This is a genomic window from Gilliamella sp. wkB178, assembly GCF_001690705.1.
Taxonomy (GTDB): Bacteria; Pseudomonadota; Gammaproteobacteria; order Enterobacterales; family Orbaceae; genus Gilliamella; species Gilliamella apicola_K.
Genome location: NZ_LZGK01000013.1, coordinates 561,288 through 579,467 on the forward strand (window position 1 = coordinate 561,288; position 18,180 = coordinate 579,467).

14 protein-coding genes and 1 pseudogene are annotated in these 18,180 nt (G+C 43.1%); 6 read left to right on the forward strand and 9 right to left on the reverse strand.

From position 1 onward, the window contains the following. Positions 1-186 precede the first annotated feature (186 nt). Entirely contained in the window at positions 187-336 is a 150-nt protein-coding gene (locus A9G13_RS11185) for a hypothetical protein (protein ID WP_176701957.1), read from the reverse strand. Between the two features lie 53 nt (positions 337-389). Between A9G13_RS11185 and A9G13_RS06765 the strand changes: the two genes are divergently transcribed. The 3 genes from A9G13_RS06765 (at position 390) to A9G13_RS06775 (ending at position 6,835) form a co-directional block, all read left to right on the forward strand. Then, on the forward strand, positions 390-1,733 hold the full coding sequence (locus A9G13_RS06765) for a hypothetical protein (protein ID WP_065556826.1): 1,344 nt from the start codon (positions 390-392) through the stop codon (positions 1,731-1,733). A gap of 854 nt (positions 1,734-2,587) precedes the next feature. Next, positions 2,588-3,997 carry a hypothetical protein gene (locus A9G13_RS06770; RefSeq protein ID WP_065556827.1) on the forward strand — a complete coding sequence of 470 codons (1,410 nt, stop codon included), beginning with the start codon at positions 2,588-2,590 and terminating at the stop codon, positions 3,995-3,997. A gap of 1,134 nt (positions 3,998-5,131) precedes the next feature. After that, on the forward strand, positions 5,132-6,835 hold the full coding sequence (locus tag A9G13_RS06775; RefSeq protein WP_065556828.1) for a hypothetical protein: 1,704 nt from the start codon (positions 5,132-5,134) through the stop codon (positions 6,833-6,835). A gap of 1,028 nt (positions 6,836-7,863) precedes the next feature. Here the strand turns inward: A9G13_RS06775 and A9G13_RS06780 are convergent. Further along, positions 7,864-8,136 carry a hypothetical protein gene (locus A9G13_RS06780; protein ID WP_065556829.1) on the reverse strand — a complete coding sequence of 91 codons (273 nt, stop codon included), beginning with the start codon at positions 8,134-8,136 and terminating at the stop codon, positions 7,864-7,866. Between the two features lie 53 nt (positions 8,137-8,189). Here A9G13_RS06780 and A9G13_RS06785 point away from each other — a divergent pair, with 53 nt between their 5' ends. Then, positions 8,190-9,569, forward strand: coding sequence for a hypothetical protein (locus A9G13_RS06785; protein WP_065556830.1), 1,380 nt, complete (start codon positions 8,190-8,192; stop codon positions 9,567-9,569). A 554-nt stretch (positions 9,570-10,123) separates the two neighbouring features. Here A9G13_RS06785 and A9G13_RS06790 read toward each other — a convergent pair. The 6 genes from A9G13_RS06790 to A9G13_RS06815 all read right to left on the reverse strand — a co-directional run bounded on the left by A9G13_RS06790 (position 10,124) and on the right by A9G13_RS06815 (position 16,329). Continuing rightward, a complete protein-coding gene (locus A9G13_RS06790) occupies positions 10,124-11,239 on the reverse strand; it encodes an ABC transporter permease (protein WP_065556831.1) in 1,116 nt (371 codons plus the stop codon). Between the two features lie 18 nt (positions 11,240-11,257). Then, the gene (locus tag A9G13_RS06795) at positions 11,258-12,379 is read right to left on the reverse strand and encodes an ABC transporter permease (RefSeq protein ID WP_176701958.1); all 1,122 of its coding nucleotides are present in this window, start codon (positions 12,377-12,379) and stop codon (positions 11,258-11,260) included. After that, the gene (locus A9G13_RS06800) at positions 12,376-14,103 is read right to left on the reverse strand and encodes an ATP-binding cassette domain-containing protein (protein WP_065556833.1); all 1,728 of its coding nucleotides are present in this window, start codon (positions 14,101-14,103) and stop codon (positions 12,376-12,378) included. The genes A9G13_RS06795 and A9G13_RS06800 overlap by 4 nt, the downstream gene beginning before the upstream one ends. A 10-nt stretch (positions 14,104-14,113) precedes the next feature. Continuing rightward, positions 14,114-15,103: a secretion protein HlyD gene (gene hlyD / locus A9G13_RS06805; RefSeq protein ID WP_065556834.1), complete on the reverse strand. Its 990-nt coding sequence runs from the start codon at positions 15,101-15,103 to the stop codon at positions 14,114-14,116. A gap of 18 nt (positions 15,104-15,121) precedes the next feature. Further along, positions 15,122-15,616, reverse strand: a complete 495-nt coding sequence (locus tag A9G13_RS06810; protein WP_065556835.1) for a MarR family transcriptional regulator — start codon at positions 15,614-15,616, stop codon at positions 15,122-15,124. A gap of 188 nt (positions 15,617-15,804) precedes the next feature. Further along, entirely contained in the window at positions 15,805-16,329 is a 525-nt protein-coding gene (locus A9G13_RS06815) for a DUF4865 family protein (protein WP_065556836.1), read from the reverse strand. Positions 16,330-16,438: 109 nt separating this feature from the next. Here A9G13_RS06815 and A9G13_RS06820 point away from each other — a divergent pair, with 109 nt between their 5' ends. After that, on the forward strand, positions 16,439-17,176 hold the full coding sequence (locus tag A9G13_RS06820; protein ID WP_065556837.1) for a LysR family transcriptional regulator: 738 nt from the start codon (positions 16,439-16,441) through the stop codon (positions 17,174-17,176). A 37-nt stretch (positions 17,177-17,213) separates the two neighbouring features. On the opposite strand, the pseudogene A9G13_RS11025 reads toward A9G13_RS06820, so the two are convergent. Continuing rightward, positions 17,214-17,303: pseudogene (locus A9G13_RS11025) on the reverse strand (AraC family transcriptional regulator); the annotation flags it as partial. Positions 17,304-17,386: 83 nt separating this feature from the next. On the opposite strand from A9G13_RS11025, the gene A9G13_RS06825 reads away from it, so the two are divergent. After that, the gene (locus A9G13_RS06825; protein ID WP_065556838.1) at positions 17,387-18,175 is read left to right on the forward strand and encodes a siderophore-interacting protein; all 789 of its coding nucleotides are present in this window, start codon (positions 17,387-17,389) and stop codon (positions 18,173-18,175) included. Positions 18,176-18,180: the final 5 nt, after the last annotated feature.

The following is an 18,180-nucleotide window of genomic DNA, read 5'->3' on the forward strand; positions in this document are numbered from 1 at the left end:
TTTTATCAAGGCGTTATACTTTTAGGTAAAATTGGTGCGGAGGTTATTTTTCACGCACTTAGATGGAAAAAGTGTAAATAAAACATAAAATTACTTGACGGAATTCTCATCATGCCTTATACTGGAAGACACAAGACACAAGACACAAGCACTGGCAGCTTTACGTCCAAAATCTATCTCAACACACTATAGTTGACTCATTTCACCCAAGTGATAATTTAATTCCCAATTTAATCTCAGATTTAGCTTCGCACCGTCGGCAACCCAACTACCCAAATCAGCAGTTAAAATCATTAACACCATTGCAGCCAAATCGGCAATTACCGCCAATATCACTAATTAAGCGCCAACCACGTTTAGGATTCAGTTTAAAGCGTTGTTTAGCTTTAATGCCGTTGCTATTATTGCCGTATGCGACTACTACCCAAGCGTTGTCCGCTACAACCGCCCAGGTAATCTATGGTAGTCAGCCATATTTAACCTTTGATAATGGGGTAACTAAGGTTACTACGGATGAGGGGCTATTAAGTATTAAACTATCCGACGGTACTATTATTACTCCTGCAACCAACACTTCAACCGCAGCCAACCCAATAAAGCTTCCGGTGGCCAATCAAAGTTTCGCTGATGTAGGTATGCTGGTGCCTACCAATACCAACTCCATTGCCTTAAGTGCTTTAATTGGTGCACCCTATAATTATTGGGGCGATGATGATGGTGATGGTCAGGGTACAAATGGTGTTACAGCTACGGGGAATTTAACTGTTAGTATTACCGATAGTAACGGTCAAGTTGTTAGTCGTGATACTGTTCTTAGTACTTGTGGTACTACAGTGCCACCGTATAAATTAGTATTGACCAGTACTGCTGGTAGTTTAACCACCCGGTATGGGCTGCCTAATAGTAGTAGTTTCAGCGGTGGTACTGCCACTTATTATATCAGTCCTAAAGCAGGGCCTACAATCTGTTACGTCCAGCCGAATCTGCAATATGGTAAAAATAATGAGACAGTTGACGGCCTAAGCTATAACTTTGCCGGCCCCGCCACTATCTGGAACCCAGATAAAGGCTTCCTGGTGCAATCCACTACACCATCAAGTTACAGTCGTAACTTCCCCACTACCGGAGCCAATAATCTGTATTTTGATTTAGACATAAGTGGTATTAATGGTTCAGCATTGAGATGGCCATCAGTCAGCCAAGGAGGTATTACCGCTGCCATGACGCCATCCCCCGCTAATGCTAATAACATCCGCGTCACCCTCACTGGCCCGCGGGCAACAGCATCGCAACAACGTTCAGACACACCGAGTAGAGTAGCTACTTCCACCTTGCCACAGACATTCGTGTTAGTCGGTAAAGATAGTAGTAATAACGAGGTAGTAAGATATGGCTTTGTATTAAAGCAGTGGTTCGTCAACCGCGGAACTATAACAAATTCTTATTATAACACCAAATCCTGGTGTAGTGGTTTAGGCAGTGGTTACCGTATGCCCCTGGTCAAAGACTTAACTAACAGAACTAGCAGTGGGTACCAACGTAATATTGGTGCGGGTTTGTTCACCGAATGGGGCAACATGAACAATTATACCGATGCCGGCTTCGTCAGCGACTACTACTGGACAAACGAGCCACCGACTAGTTCCTCCTTGCGCAATGTCTACTCGACCAACGGCAACATTATCTTGGTCAGTAAGGCCTTCCCCAGCAACGGGGTTTGCGTTATTCCTTAGTTCTTAATCCTTAAGTCACGGGTGTTTAATAAGGGGTAATAAAGTTTAAGCAATAACAGGACAGTTACAGCGGCAGGGGCAACCCGAGCCGCTTTTTCGTTAAGAGGGATTAATGTGAATCCCTGTTAACAATCTCCCCACACCCCTGCGGGAAGTAGTGGTCACTGCGTGACTACCCTCGCTCGCTAATTGGCACTTAACGAACCGCCGCGTATCGCACCTCCCTGTGCGCCCACGGCTCACCCGGCTTCCTGCCGGCTGTTCTATGCCAATTACCTCCCTCGGCACCACTTAAGCGGGGGAATAAAAACAACAACCAACCATAAAACGCTCGCAACCTAACGGACTATAATTAGTAGAACTCAATAACACCTGTCAAGATGTTTCCTGAGAGGCATACGTTTCAGTATAAAAACTCAGCCTAACCCCAGCTTTAAAATAAAGCAAATGCCTTCATCTTTACTATTCTTTACAAATAAACTAAACAAAATAGTAGTTAAATTTTATCAAGGCGATATACTTTTAGCGATGAGTGGTACGGAGGTTATTTTTCGCGCACTCAGAGAGAAAAAGTGTAAATAAAACATAAAATTACTTGACGGAACGCACAATATGCATTATAATTTTAGACACAAGACACAAGACACAAGCACTGGCAGCTTTACGTCCAAAATCTATCTCAATGCACTGTAGTTAACTCATTTCACCCAAGTGATAATTTAGTCACCGATTTAATCCCAAATTTAGTCCCGCACCGTCGGCAATCCGGTCACCCAAAGCAGCAGTTACAATCATTATCATCAATTAAGCGTCAACCGCGTTTTGGTTTTAGCTTAAAGCGTTATTTAGCTTTAATGCCGTGGCTATTATTGCCTTATGCTGCTACTACCCAAGCGTTATCCGCCACTACCGCCCAGGTAATCCATGGTAGTGCGCCGTATTTAACCTTTGATAATGGGGTAACTAAGGTTACGACTACGGAGGGTCTGTTAGGGATTACCATCTCCGACGGTACTACTCAAACCACCTACACACCGGATAATACGTCAACCGCAGCCAACCCCATAGTGCTGCCGGTAACCAACCAGCGCTTTACCGATATTGGCATGTTGGTGCCTACCAATACCAATTCCATCGCCTTAAGCGCTCTAATTGGTGCCCCGTATAATTATTGGGGTGATGATGATGGTGATGGTCAGGGTACTAATGGTATTACTGCTAGCGGTAATTTAAGCGTGCGTATTACCGATAAAAATGGACAAGAAGTCAGTCGTGATACAGTATTAAGCCTTTGTGATAAAGCGCCTTATAAAGTGGCATTAACCAGTACTGCTGGTAGTTTAACCACCCAGTATGGGCTGCCTAATAGTAGTAGTTTCAGTGGTAGTACTGCCACTTATTATATTAGTCCTAAAGCAGGGCCTACAATCTGTTACGTCCAGCCGAATCTGCAATATGGTAAAAATAATGAGACAGTTGACGGCCTAAGCTATAACTTCGCCGGCCCCGCCACTATCTGGAACCCAACTAAAGGCTTCCAGGTGCAATCAACTACACCATCAAGTTACAATCGTAACTTCCCGACTACCGGTGCTAATAATCTGTATTTTGATTTAGATATAGGGGGTGTAAATGGTTCAACATTGACATGGCCAACAGTTAGCCAAGGAGGTATTACCGCCACCATGACGCCATCCCCCGATAATGCTAATAACATCCGTGTCACCCTCACTGGTCCGGTGGCAACATTATCCCAATGGAATTCAGCCTCACCAGGTAGGATTGCTAGACCCACCATGCCACAGACATTCGTGTTAGTGGGTAAAGATAGTAGTAATAGCGAGGTATTAAGTTATGGTTTTGTGTTAAAACAGTGGTTTGTCAACCGTGGAAATAAATATGATACTGCTCTTAACCACTCATCTTGGTGTAGTAATTTAGGCGGCGGTTACCATCTGCCCCAGGTTAAAGACTTAACTAACGCGGTGTGTTCGGGTGCTGGTGTAGACCCAAGTTTTCCTTGCACAGGAGCAGTGGGCGCCACGCCGTCATCAGATGGTAATCATTACCAACGTAATATTGGTGCGGGTTTGTTCACCGAATGGGGCAGCATGGACGATTATACCGCAGCCGGCTTCGCCGGCAACGACTACTGGACGAGTGACAGCAACGGTACGAACCAGTTCTTAGTCTACTCGGTCAACGGCAACGTTTTCAGCGATAACCCAGACCACGGCACCTATGGGGTTTGTGTCTATCCTTAATTCTTAGTCCTTAATCCTTAAGTCGCGGGTGTTTAATAAAGAATAATAAAGTTTAAGCAACCAAAGGACAGTTGCAGCGGCAGGGGCAACCCGAGCCGACAGAGTTGGCGAGTAAAGAGCGGTAGTTGCTTTAGCGACAACCGCTAACGACCGACAACGCCAACGCACACCACACCAACCAATGCCAGCCCCGCGCTGGCATTTTTATGTTTGTTAAGATGTTTCCTGAGAGGTATACGTTTCAGTATAAATAACAGGTTGATATTGGTTATGGTTGGGGTTCGGTGCGGTTGCGGACGGTATTGGCAAAGGTGTTCTTAATAACTCACTGAGCCACGTCCGCGTTAAGAGGGATTGGTGTGAATCCCTCTTAACAATCTCCCCACACCCCGCGGGAAGTAGTGGTCACTGCGTGACTACCCTCGCTCGCTAATTGGTACTTAACGAACCGCCGCGTATCGCACTTCCCTGTGCGCCCACGGCTCACCCGGCTTCCTGCCGGTTGTTCTATGCCAATTAGCTCCCTCGGCACCACTTAAGCGGGGAATAAAAACAAGACCCATAAAACCAATCATTCAACAATAGGTTAGGGTGTTAAGATGTTGGTGTTAAATTGGTCGTTAGATGGTGCCGACAACTGAGTGCGGTTAGCACGGCAAACATGGAAGTTTGCCGAGGGAGTGATTTGTAGGAACAAATCACGACCGGTGCGTTAAGACCAAGCGAAGGCGGAGGGCAGTCGTAGACCACCATCTGCAGGCCCGCGTTTGGGTTGTAAGGGAATTTTCGCGTTAAAATTCCCTTACTCGAGCGTCGGCACCGCAATTAAAATAATCACCTAACTATAAAACGCTCGCAACCTAACGGAATATAATTAGTAAAACTCAATAACACCCGTCAAGATGTTTCCTGAGAGGGGTATGTTTCAGTATAAAAACTCGACCCAAATCCAGCTTAAAAATAAAGCAAATCCCTTCATCTTTACTATTCTTTACAAATAAACTTAACAAAACAGTAGTTAAAATTTATCAAGGCGATATACTTTTAGCGATGAGTGGTGCGGAGGTTAATTTTCGCGCACTCGAATGGAAAAAGTGTAAATAAAACATAAAATTACTTGACGGAATCTTCATCATGCCTTATACTGGAAGACACAAGACACAAGACACAAGACACAAGCACTGGCAGCTTTACGTCCAAAATCTATCTCAACACACTGTAGTTGACTCATTTCACCGAAGTGATAATTTAGTCCCCGATTTAGTACCGCACCGTCGGCATAATCGGCAACTCAACCACCCCAATCAGAAGCTACTATCATTAACACCATTACCGCCAAATAGGCAATTATCGCCATTATCACTAATTAAGCGCCAACCGCGTTTCGGTTCTAACTTAAAGCGTTGTTTAGCCTTAATGTCATTGCTGTTATTGCCCTATGCTACCACTACCCAAGCGTTGTCGGCTACTACCGCCCAGGTAATTCATGGTAGTGCGCCATATTTTACTTTTGATAATGGGGCAACTAAGTTTACTACGGGTGATGGTCTATTAGGTATTACTATCTCTGATGGCACAACTAAAATCACTTATACACCAGCCGATAATACCTCAACTGTAAGTAATCCAATAGTATTACTCAAGGAAAACCAGCGCTTTACCGATATTGGCATGTTGGTGCCACCTACTACTGATTCCATTACCTTAAACGACTTAATTAGTGCCCCGTATAATTATTGGGGCGATGATGATGGTGATGGCCAGGGTGCTAATGGTGTTACTGCTAGCGGTAATTTAAGCGTCAGTATTACCAATAAATATAGTCAAGTCGTGAGTCGTAGTGTCAGCTTAGATATCTGTCAAGCGCCTTATAAAGTGGTATTAACTAGTACAGATGGTAGTTTAACCACCCAGTATGGGCTGCCTAATAGTACTAATTTCAGCGGTAGTAGTACCACTTATTATATCAGTCCTAAAGCGCCACCTAAAATCTGTTATGCTAGGCCGAATATGGAATTTGGCACCAATAGTCAAGAAATACCAGGATTTAACTTCGCCGGCTCCGCCACTATCTGGAACTGGCCTAAAGGCTTCCTGGTGCAATCCACTACACCATCAAGTTACAATCGTAACTTCCCGACTACCGGTGCTAATAATCTGCATTTTGATTTACTGGTAGGAGGTATTGATGCTGCAACTTTAACTTGGCCAACTGTCACTCAGGGTGGTATTACTGCTACTATGACAGTTAATCCACCTAGAGATTCTTATTTTAACCCTGATGGAGCATCTTCGGTGCGCGTCACCCTTACAGGTCCGTTGGCAACAGCATCGCAACAAAGTTCAGCCACACCGGGTAGTATCGCTACTCCTACCTTGCCACAGACATTCGTGTTAGTCGGTAAAGATAGTAGTAATAACGAGGTATTAAAATATGGTTTTAAGTTACAGCATTGGTTCGTCCACCGCGGAACTAAAGAAGATACTCCTCCTAACCAATCATCCTGGTGTCGTAGTTTAGGCGGTGGTTACCGTCTACCCCAGGTCAAAGACTTAACTAACGCGGTGTGTTCGGGAGCTAATTCGACCTCTTGGTGCCAAGGAGCAGTGGGCGCCACGCCGTCATCAAGTGGTAATCATTACCAACGTAATATTGGTGCGGGTTTGTTCACCGAATGGGGCAGCATGTACTTTTATACCGCTGCCGGCTTCGTCTACAACTACTACTGGACAAGCGACAGCAACGGTTCGAACCAGTTCTATGTCAACTCGAACGACGGCTACGTTGGCAGCGGCAACCCGAGGGACAGCCACTACGGGGTTTGTGCCTATCCTTAGTTCTTAGTTCTTAGACCTTAATCCTTAAGTCACGGGTGTTTAATAAGGAATAATAGAGTTTAAGCAACCAAAGGACGGTTGCAGCGGCAGGGGCAACCCGAGCCGCTTTTTAAAAATGCCAGCCTCGTCGCTGGCATTTTTATGCTTGTCAAGATGTTTCCTGAGAGGGGTATGTTTGAGTATAAAAACAGGTTAATATTGGTTATGGTTGGGGTTCGGTGCGGTTGCGGACGGTATTGGCAAAGGTGTTCTTAATAACTCACTGAGCCACGTCCGCGTTAAGAGGGATTGGTGTGAATCCCTCTTAACAATCTCCCCACACCCCGCGGGAAGTAGTGGTCACTGCGTGACTACCCTCGCTCGCTAATTGGTACTTAACGAACCGCCGCGTATCGCACTTCCCTGTGCGCCCACGGCTCATCCGGCTTCCTGCCGGCTGTTCTATGCCAATTACCTCCCTCGGCACCACTTAAGCGGGGGAATAAAAACAACAACCACAAAAACTAGTTGGTTCAACAATAGATTAGGGTGTTAAGGTGTTGGTGTTAAATTGGCCGTTGGATGGTGCCGACAACTGAGTGCGGTTAGCACGGCAAACAGGGAAGTTTGCCGAGGGAGTGCTTTGTAGGAACAAATCACGACCGGTGCGTTAAGACCAAGCGAAGGCGGAGGGCAGTCGCAGACCACCTTCTGCAGGCCCGCGTTTGGGTTGTAAGGGAATTTTCGCGTTAAAATTCCCTTACTCGAGCGTTAACTCCACAATTAAAATAATCACCAAATCGTAAAACGCTCGCAACCTAACCGATTTAAATAATTAACTTCTGTTAAGATGTTTCCTGAGAGGGGTATATTTCAGTATAAAAATGGCCAATTCCGCAAGGATAATAGTTCATCTTTACTATTCTTTACAAATAAACTCAATAAAACAGTAGTTAAATTTTATCAAGGCGTTATACTTTTAACACAGAGTTGTACGGGAGGTTAATTTCCGCGCACTTGAATGGGAAAAATGTAAATAAAACATAAAATTACTTGACGGAATCATCATCATGCCTTATACTGGAAGACACAAGACACAAGACACAAGCACTGGCAGCTTTACGTCCAAAATCTATCTCAGCACACTGTAGTTGACTCATTTCACCGAAGTGATAATTTAGCCCACGATTTAATCCCAAATTTTGCTCCGCACCGTCGGCATAATCGGCAACCTGGTTACCAAAATCAGCAATTACCTTCAATAATACCATTACGGCTACTACAATCATTACCGCCAAATTGGCAGTTACCGCCTTTATCATTAATTAAGCGCCATTCACGCTTAGGTTTTAACTTAAAGCGTGGTTTAGCCTTAATGCCGTTGCTATTGTTGCCCTATGCTACCACTACCCAAGCGTTGTCAGCCACTACCGCCCAGGTAATCCATGGTACTGAGCCATATTTAACCTTTGATAATGGGGTAACTAAGGTCACTACTACGGATGGTCTGTTAGGTATTAAACTTTCCAACGGTGCTCGCTTCACTCCGGCAACCAATACCTCAACTGCAAGTAACCCTATAGTACTTCCCGAGGCCAATCAGAGTTTCGCTGATATTGCTATGTCAATACCTACTAATACCAATTCCATTGCCTTAAGTGCTTTGATTGGTGCGCCAAATAATTATTGGGGCGATGATGATGGTGATGGTCAGGGTATTAATGGTATTACAGCTAGCGGTAATTTAAGCGTGAGTATTACCGATAAAAATGGTGAAACAGTCAGTCGTAATACTGTATTAAGCCTTTGTGGTGAAGCTCCTTATAAAGTAGAATTAACTGCAACTGATGGTAGTTTAACCACTCAGTATGGGCTACCCAATAGTAGTAGTTTCACAGGTGGTAGAGTCACTTATTATATCAGCCCAAAACCAGCTACGCCTATCTGCGTAAGGTATGCCAGGCCGAATCTGCGCGAAGGCACCGGCAAATACGCCGGCCCCGCCACTATCTGGAGCTCAACTAAAGGTTTCCTAGTACAATCCCGTGCGTCATCAGGCTACAATCGTAACTTCCCCACTACCGGGGCAAATAATCTGTATTTTGATTTAGACATAGATGGTGTGAATGGTTCAGCATTGACATGGCCAACAGTCAGCCAAGGTGGTATTACCGCTACCATGACGCCATCCCCCGATAATGCTAATAACATCCGCGTCACCCTCACCGGTCCGGTGACAACATCATCCCAATGGCATTCAGCCACACCGGGTAATATCGCTAGACTCAGCATGTCACAGAAATTCGTGTTAGTAGGTAAAGATAGTAGTAATAACGAGGTAGTAAGATATGGTTTTGAGTTACAGCATTGGTTCGTCAACCGCGGAGATATAGTATCTACTGCTACTGAGCTATCATCCTGGTGTAGTAGTTTGGGTGGTTACCGTCTATCCCAGGTCAAAGACTTAACTAACGCGAAGTGTCCGGGGCGTAACTTTGGGTGCTATGGAGCAGTGGTCGCCAAGCCGTCATCAACTACTAGGTATTACCAACGTAATATTGGTGCGGGTTTGTTCGCCGAATGGGGCGACTTGCACAGTTATACCGGTGCCAACTTCTTCCTCGGCGACTACTACTGGACAAGCGAATACAGCAGCGACGACGTTACGCGCCGGTACTCTGTCAACCCGAGCGACGGCGAAGTTGGCGGCTACTACACCTACGGCACCGCCTATGGGGTTTGCGTCCGTCCTTAGTTCTTAGTCCTTAATCCTTAAGTCACGGGTGTTTAATAAGGGGTAATAAAGTTTAAGCAACCAAAGGACGGTTGCAGCGGCAGGGGCAACCCGAGCCGACAACACCAACGGCCACCACACCAACCAATGCCAGCCCCGCGCTGGCATTTTTATGCTTGTCAAGATGTTTCCTGAGAGGTATGCATTTCAGTATAAAAATCAACTAATCAGTTACGCTGCCGCTTAGGCGTTAAGAGGGATTGATGTGAATCCCTCTTAACAATCTCCCCACACCCCGCGGGAAGTAGTGGTCACTGCGTGACTACCCTCGCTTGCTAATTGGCACTAAACGAACCGCCGCGTATCGCACCTCCCTGTGCGCCCACGGCTCACCCGGCATCCTGCCGGCTGTTCTATGCCAATTACCTCCCTCGGCACCACTTAAGCGGGGGAATTAAAAACCAACACCCAAGCGTAAAACGCTCGCAACTTAACCGATTCAAATAACTAAAGCACAATAACTTCTGTTAAGATGTTTCCTGAGAGGGGGATGTTTACGTATAAAAACAGCCCCATCACACATGTTTTTTAAACAGATAATAACTCAATCCCCCCATTAAAATAGTAATGGCATAGAGTTTTATTAAACTTGACCAAATAACGCTAAAGCTGACGTCCTTTAAATAAATCTGTTTGCTCAGTTCAATAAAGTGGCGCACCGGATTGAGTTCGGTTAGGTAGCGTAAGCATAATGGCATGTTTTCAATCGGGGCAATAAAACCTGACAGTAAAATGGCGGGCACCATAAAGGTGATAATCCCAATAAATGCCTGTTGTTGGGTTGAACACAGCGACGAGATGAATAAGCCAAAGCCCACTAACGATAAGCCATAACTCATCATACACAGGTAGAACAATAACCAACTTCCTTGAAACGGAATTTGATAAATAAAGACACTGGCAATGAGAATGGCGCTACCTTGTAAGCTGGCAACGATTATTGCTGGCATGGCTTTGCCAATAAAAATTTGCCAAGTGGCCAATGGCGAAATGCGTAATTGGTCAAGCGTGCCTTGTTCACGCTCACGCGCCACCGATAATGAGGTGACAATCATCACACCAATGGTGGTAATGAGTGCCACTAATGATGGCAATATAAAATATTTATAGTCCAAATTACTGTTAAAACGGTGGCGAACAATCAAGCCACTTTGGGTTTGCCCTGAGCGTTGTTGCTGATACTGCAAGATGATTTGTTGAATATAATTGGCAGCAATTTGCGCGCTATTGGATTTGCGACCATCTAAAATAATCTGCAATTGTGGCGATTCGCCATTGAGTAATTTTCGGGCAAAATCATCCGGAAATTGCACCACCACTAGGGCCTTTTGATGATTAATGGTGTCACTAATGGCTGCTTGCGAGTCTAATACCAGTATTTTGGAAAAGCTATTGGCATGTGAAAGCCGATTAATCAGCTCGGTACTGGGTTCATCTATATTGGGGCGATACACTGCAATGGTGGCGTTGGTTACGTCTAGCGTGGCGGCAAAAGGGAAGATGAGAATTTGCATTAATACCGGCATAATTAGAATAATTCGGGTTTGCTTATCTTGCCATAAGAGTGCCAGTTCCTTTTTGATTAAGGTTATGATGCGGTAAAAAGTGGCATTGTTGATGAAGTTTAGCATGGTGTGAGTCCTTGTCCCTTAATCTAATTGTAAGCGGGTTTTTTTGAGGATGGCGATAAATAACAGCAACATAAACATCAATAAAAAACCAACATTGACCACTAATACCGAAACAATATCGCCTGCTAAAAACAAGGTTTGCAAGATGTTTACATAATAACGGGCGGGGATAATATAGGTAAAAATTCGGATTATGGCTGGCATACTACTGATTTCAAAAATAAACCCTGAAAGCATGACTGTTGGTAAAAAAGCGACATTTAAGGCGATCATAGCGGCATTAAATTGATTGCGAGCAATGGTGGAAATGAGTAAACCCAAACCTAGAATCACAAATAAAAACAGGCTACTTAACATAAATAATAGCGTTATCGAACCACGAAAAGGCACATCTAAGATGAATACCGTCACCACAAAGCAGATAACTAACGCCACTAAACCTAATAAATAATAAGGGATTAATTTAGACACTATAAATTCGAGTTTAGTCATCGGGGTGGAGAGTAAGGCTTCCATGGTGCCACGTTCCCATTCGCGAGCGACCACCAGTGAAGTTAAAATGGCACCAATAACCGTCATAATGATCGTTATCGCCCCGGGCAAAATGAAGTTTTTACTAATTGCCGCCGAGTTAAACCAAGCATGCGAAGTTATGGCAATAGTTGGCGCTGGAGTGGTGAGTTGATTTTGGCTTTGCTGTTGTAACCAAATCTGCCAAATAGCGGACAAATAACCTTGCACAAAATTAGCGGTGTTAGGCTCGCTACCATCGGTGATCAGTTGAATATTGGCTTGTTGATTATGCATTTGCTGGGCAAAGTTCACCGGAATAATGACCATGCCACGAATATCACCACTACCTAATTTTGCTGACAAGCTGTGGCGGTTATTATCAAAAATGGGTTCGATATAGGCCGAGCCCTTTAATACTTGTACAAAGTCATGAGCCGCTTGACTGGGTTGTTCAATTAACACCCCAAGGCGGACTTTGTTAGAATCCAGACTAATACCATAACCAAACAGGAACAGCAGTAATAAGGGGATAATCACCGCAATTAACCAACTACTAGGATCGCGGATGATTTGTTTAAGTTCTTTTTTACACAGGGCAAGCGTGCGCGCTAATGAAAATATCATCATGTTACCTCCGGCTGTGAATTCTGGACTAACTTAACAAAGGTTTGCTCCATGGTGGCATTGGCTGCGACTTGTTGTTTTAGTTGCGTTGGTGAGCCTAGGGCAATTACTTTGCCGCGATTAATTAAGGCAATGCGATCACAATATTCGGCTTCGTCCATAAAGTGGGTGGTGACCATTACGGTGACACCTTTTTCAACTAAGCTGTTTATATGGATCCAAAATTCCCGCCGTGTAATTGGATCGACCCCGGACGTGGGCTCATCGAGAAACACAATTTCCGGTTTATGCATTAGCGCACAGGCAAGGGCTAAGCGCTGTTTAAACCCTAATGGCAAGGATTCCGGAGTTTGCTCTAAAATAGGCGCAAAATTAAAGGCGGTTATCATCTCGTTGATGCGTTCGGTTTGTTGATGCCCCATTAAGCCATAAATTCCGGAAAAAAAGCTCAGGTTTTGCTGCACGGTTAATTTGTCGTACAGTGAAAAACGCTGCGCCATGTAACCAATCCGTTGCCTAACTTGAGTAGCACTGTGCTTGAGATCCAAGCCCAGTACCAGTGCTTGCCCTTGACTAATTGGTAACAAACCGCACATCATTTTAAAGGTGGTCGATTTGCCGGCGCCATTAGGACCAAGCAGGCCAAAAATCTCACCACGTTTAATGGCAAAATTAACATGATCGGTCGCCACAAACGCCCCAAACGTGCGAGTCAGATCTTTGGCTTCAATCACTATATCGCTAGCTGTACCTGTCACTTTAGGCATGATTTTGGTTAAGATTGATTGTTTATTTTCAATGCCACCGAGCAGATCGATAAAGGCATCTTCAAAGCGCCCTTGGGTGGCGGTGACAGTAATTGCGGTAGTTGGTAATTCGGCGATCACTTGCTCAATGGTTTGCTGCGGTTTGAGAATCAAACGAAGATTATCGCCCTCAATCACTCCATCACTAACTTGCGGCAATTTAAGTGCCGCTTGTAATAATTGTCGATGGGGGTAAGTGGCTGCCAGCAAATACACGCGATCGGTTACTCGTTGGTTAAGTTGGTTTGGATCACCCTGATACATTAGTTGCCCTTGATTGAGGAGCAAAATATTTTGGCACTGTTCGGCCTCGTCAAGGTAAGAAGTGCTCCAGATAATCAGCATGCCTTGATTAGCCAGTTGGTGCACCATGTGCCACAATTCCTGGCGGGAAATAGGATCAACGCCAACGCCGGGTTCATCTAGTAGTAATATTTGTGGATCACCAAGTAAGGTACACGCCAAGCCTAATTTTTGTTTCATGCCACCGGATAACTTGCCGGCAAGGCGATCGGTAAAACGACCCAAATCGGTAAATTTAAGTAACTTGGCAAACAATGGTTGCCGCTCTGCCACCCCGATACTACGCAAATCAGCAAATAAATTGAGATTTTCTAATACGGTGAGATCTTCATACAAACCGAATTTTTGCGGCATATAACCTAAAATGGCACGTAATTGTGATCTGTCTTGGGTAGGGCTTAATCCGGCTACAGTGATTTGCCCTTGCGTTGGCGAAAGTAAGCCCGCTAACATCCGCAGTAAGGTGGTTTTACCGGCACCGTCTGGTCCAACTAAACCAGTTACCCCTTGACTGGCAATGGTTATTGATAATGGTTGCAGGGCAATAATTGGTGGTTGCTTTTTGCGGGTAAATTGCTTTGCAACATTTTGTAACACAATTTGCTTAGCTGGGTGCATAAAATGACCGTTACTGAGTAAATTTAATGGTTACCGGCATGCCTTGCCGCAACAAATCATCGGCTTGACCGCTACCGGTGGCATTAATCTGAATGCGTAAGCGATAGACCATATCGGTGCGTAATACCGGTGTTTCAACGGTTTTAGGCGTAAATTCAGCCGTAGGCGACACAAAGCCAATTTTGCCGATATAAGCCTGATCGGGGCGGCCATCGGTATAAATGTAAACTTCACGGCCGGGAATGGCTTGCGCTAAGTTGACTTCGTCAATATAAGCCCTTACCCAAATGGGTTGATCTAAGGATATGGCATAAACAGGCGTGCCAGCGCTTAACATGGTGCCCGGTTCCACTGCGCGGGTTAAAATGGTGCCATTGGATGGGGCATAAAGTTCAGTATCGACCAAATTAAGCTCTGCTTGATCTAACTGCGCTTTAGCCACGGCAACGGAGGCTTGGGCTGCTTCAATCTCTTCTTTACGGTAACCATTAGTTAATTGGTCAAGTTTTTGTTTGGCCGTTTGCAAGTTAGCTTGAGCTTGGTCGCGTAAGGTTAAACTGTTATCCAGCTGATCTTTGGATATCGAGGCGGATTGAATTAATTTTGCCATACGCTGATAATTGCTTTCGGCATAAGCATAAGTTGCTTGGTATTGTAATACTTGTGCTGCGGCTTGGGCGACTTCTTCTTTACGGTAGCCGGTAGTGACTAAATCAAGCTGGGCTTGTTGCACCATCAAGTTGGCTTTTGCTTGTACTAAAGCAATTTCATAAGGTTTGGCATCGAGTTTGGCTAGTAGATCGCCTTGTTTAATATGGTCGCCTTCTTCATTGGCTAAGTGTAGTAAGCGCCCGGTCACCCGAAAACTGCTATTAACGGTGCGAATGTCGACATTGCCATATAACACTAGTGGCGGCGTGCTTTTGCAAACTAGCCACACCGTGTAACTCAATGCCACCATTACCACTAATGCTAATATGATGATGCGTTTTTTCTTCATTGGCTATTCTCGCTTAGATTATTGGGCAATGTGTTTTAATAGTTTGTGTAAAATAGTGCGTAATTGTTGGCGCTCTTCTGCCGTAATAACTTGCCAGGCAGCAACCACTTTTTTCTCGAGTGGTGGCATTTGTTGTTGAAAAAAGTTACTACCCTTATCAGTTAAGATCAACCAATGCGAACGGCGATCGTTAGGAACTTGTTTACGCGCAACTAAATCGTTAGCTACTAGAGCATCGACAAAGCGGGTGATTTGTACCCGGGAAAAGTTAGTCAGTTCACTAATTTGTGAAGGTTTAACCCCTTCCGGGTGGTGCCATTGCACCACTAAAAGCACGGCAAATAATTTGTCGTCGAGTTGGTGCTTTATGTAGATTTCATTAAGATTTTCGAGTAAAGCCTCAGTGCTGAACTGTAATAAACGGGTTAAATAGATTTCATCATATTTGGCAGAAAACCCTCGAGATTGAAATTTATGAATGATCTTTTCTACCGTTGCAATTTCAATAGCCATAATCAGCACCTTTTAAAATAGTTTCATTTGTAACTATATCAAATGAAACTATTTTGGCAATTAAATTTTTTGCTTGATTTAAAGTAAGGTTATGTTTTGGATTTGCTGGCTCTTTATTTTTTTATGTAATATTGATTGGTTCTAAGTCACTGTAACTGTGTATTAGTAATAATTTTTAGCGTAATGACTTATCCTAAAGAAAGGTGCAGTACCGTATACAAATTATGATTGGTAGTAATTGGCCTTTGTTTAAAGAAAGTAAAAGTAACATATTGCCATTTGTCTGGATTATAGATAACGACTTTTGCTAGCTCATCTGGATATTGCATATTTTTAAAACGAAAATCTTTTAATTGCGCTTGTTTAGGAATATTTGCTACCTGCTCTAAAACATATCGGCATTGCGAAAATGACTGACTGAGTTCGATTGTAGCTGCCAGTCCAATATTAATATTTTGCCAGCCAAACGAATCAATAATATTGTCAAAATAACCATCAAAGATAAATTTAGTCATTCCAGTAGTTTGTTGCCAAACATAAAGTGGGCAATAACTATTAGCTAGATTATCGTTACCTTTTTCTGAGATTAGATAGGCTTTAAATAACAAATCTGCAAAACCATCCATTTGGTAACCATGTTGTTTAACCCGATTTTTTATGATTTGCATATCATAATCGGCAGGTAAGTTAATTTTATATTGCATTGCTTGCATAGGGTGTTCCTCATTGATTAAGTTGATTTATTCTAGGCAGTTAATTGAGATTTGAATAATTCTAATTTATGATTGGGCTATCAAAAATAGTGATAAGGAGCAATTGATAATGGATTTTAAAGGATTAAAAATTTTTAAAACGATTTATGAAGTTAAAAGTTTGAATAAGGCTGCCAACATTTTAGGGTATACGCAATCTAATGTGACGGCGCACTTAAAAAAAATGGAACAGGAATTGAAAACTACGCTGGTTATTCGTAGCTTTATTGGAATTAAACCAACTGATGCAGGTGAGCAATTTTACATTTTTGCCAGTCAAACTTTAAATAAATTGGCTAAACTACAACAGTCATTTAAATCTATGCGTCCAACTTTACTGATTTCTGAACTACTATTCCAATTTATTGTTATTGAGAGTGCAAAATATACAATTGAAACTACGGATATTACTATCAAAAAAACCTGTGAAATGAATAATATTATCAATCAACAGAGTTATGATGACGTAATCTGTTTTACACAACTTAATCATCCTGATTATTATTTGATGCAAACGCAATTGTTACCTGTCTCATTATTACAAAGTCTATCAGTAACAACGCCGAAGCAATTGCCAATATTGATTAATCATGATGAAGATTGCCCCTTAAGAGCTTTAACTTTAAGATTATATGGTGATTTTGCTAACCTCATTACGGTTGATTCACTAAGTATGTTATTAAATTTAGTAGAACAAAGTCAGGGCATCGCTTTATTACCGTTGTTTTTGGTAGGTGATAATTATAAAACGGTCGATGATAATCGTTATAATCTTGATTATTATCATTATCGACATAAAATCAGTTAGCCACTTAAACTAGTTTTAAAGTGGCTTATTACTAAGGTTAGGATAATTTACTGTGATATTGGCGGCGGTATTCGGTTGGAGTACGTTCGGTTTGTTTGCGGAAAACGCGGCAAAAGTAATTGCTGTCTTTCAGTGTAAAAAGTTAGTAAAACTCGCATTATTTTGGTGTATGATGTTTGCATATTCATCATGAATAATGAGGAGTTAATCATGGCAGGCAAATCAGCAAGAGTAATTGTTAATGCACTATTAACCGTTTTAAAAGTTGAGCGGATTTCGCAGAGTTTTTTACGCATTTATTTTAGTAGCGATAAGCATTTGACCGTTAATCCTTTATGGATTTGTCCACATTTAAAATTGCTATTTGCCGATCCTACAACTGGTACAATTACATTCCCACAATTAGATGAAAATAATAAGATCGTTGTTAATGACAAAATTCGTGGGCTTGCTCGTAGCTATAGTATTCGAGGCTATGATGAGGCGAGCAATCAAATATTTATTGATTTTGACATTCATCCTCAGGGGTTAGCTTCGCTTTGGGCACAGCAAGCCAAAGTTGGTGATCAAGTTGGTTTGGTGGGTAGCGTGGGTAAATTAGAATTTAGTGGCCAACCATTGATTTTAATCGGTGATATTGCGGCGGTACCAAGCATTTGTTATACCCTTGAGCATTTACCAAATAACCAGCAAGTTTATGCTTTTATGGAGGTTAATGATCGTTCTGATATTATGCCATTAGCTAATAATAGCAATAGCCAAGTGAATTGGTTTATTCGCGATAAAACCAAACCTAATCAATTGGTTGATGCAGTTATCGCGGCGGATCTCCCCCCTTATGAAGATTTATTATTTAGTGGTGGTATGGAAAGTTCATTAGCGCAACAACTACGCCATGCGATAAAAGATAAATGTCCCGATATTAATGCCGATGCGGTGCAAATTATTAGTTATTGGCGTGAAGGATTTGCCGAAGGTGAGTTCCGTCGTCGTGATTAATCAAG

Excerpts from the sequence above, each read along its gene's own strand:
- A9G13_RS06820 (WP_065556837.1), top strand. The coding sequence starts at position 16,439 with ATGGATTTTAAAGGATTAAAAATTTTTAAAACGATTTATGAAGTTAAA.
- A9G13_RS06780 (WP_065556829.1), bottom strand. The coding sequence starts at position 8,136 with ATGATAAAGGCGGTAACTGCCAATTTGGCGGTAATGATTGTAGTAGCC.
- A9G13_RS06795 (WP_176701958.1), bottom strand. The coding sequence starts at position 12,379 with ATGATGATATTTTCATTAGCGCGCACGCTTGCCCTGTGTAAAAAAGAA.
- A9G13_RS06775 (WP_065556828.1), top strand. The coding sequence starts at position 5,132 with ATGCCTTATACTGGAAGACACAAGACACAAGACACAAGACACAAGCAC.
- A9G13_RS06815 (WP_065556836.1), bottom strand. The coding sequence starts at position 16,329 with ATGCAAGCAATGCAATATAAAATTAACTTACCTGCCGATTATGATATG.
- A9G13_RS06810 (WP_065556835.1), bottom strand. The coding sequence starts at position 15,616 with ATGGCTATTGAAATTGCAACGGTAGAAAAGATCATTCATAAATTTCAA.
- A9G13_RS06790 (WP_065556831.1), bottom strand. The coding sequence starts at position 11,239 with ATGCTAAACTTCATCAACAATGCCACTTTTTACCGCATCATAACCTTA.
- A9G13_RS06765 (WP_065556826.1), top strand. The coding sequence starts at position 390 with ATGCCGTTGCTATTATTGCCGTATGCGACTACTACCCAAGCGTTGTCC.
- A9G13_RS06770 (WP_065556827.1), top strand. The coding sequence starts at position 2,588 with ATGCCGTGGCTATTATTGCCTTATGCTGCTACTACCCAAGCGTTATCC.
- A9G13_RS06825 (WP_065556838.1), top strand. The coding sequence starts at position 17,387 with ATGGCAGGCAAATCAGCAAGAGTAATTGTTAATGCACTATTAACCGTT.
- hlyD (WP_065556834.1), bottom strand. The coding sequence starts at position 15,103 with ATGAAGAAAAAACGCATCATCATATTAGCATTAGTGGTAATGGTGGCA.
- A9G13_RS06800 (WP_065556833.1), bottom strand. The coding sequence starts at position 14,103 with ATGCACCCAGCTAAGCAAATTGTGTTACAAAATGTTGCAAAGCAATTT.
- A9G13_RS06785 (WP_065556830.1), top strand. The coding sequence starts at position 8,190 with ATGCCGTTGCTATTGTTGCCCTATGCTACCACTACCCAAGCGTTGTCA.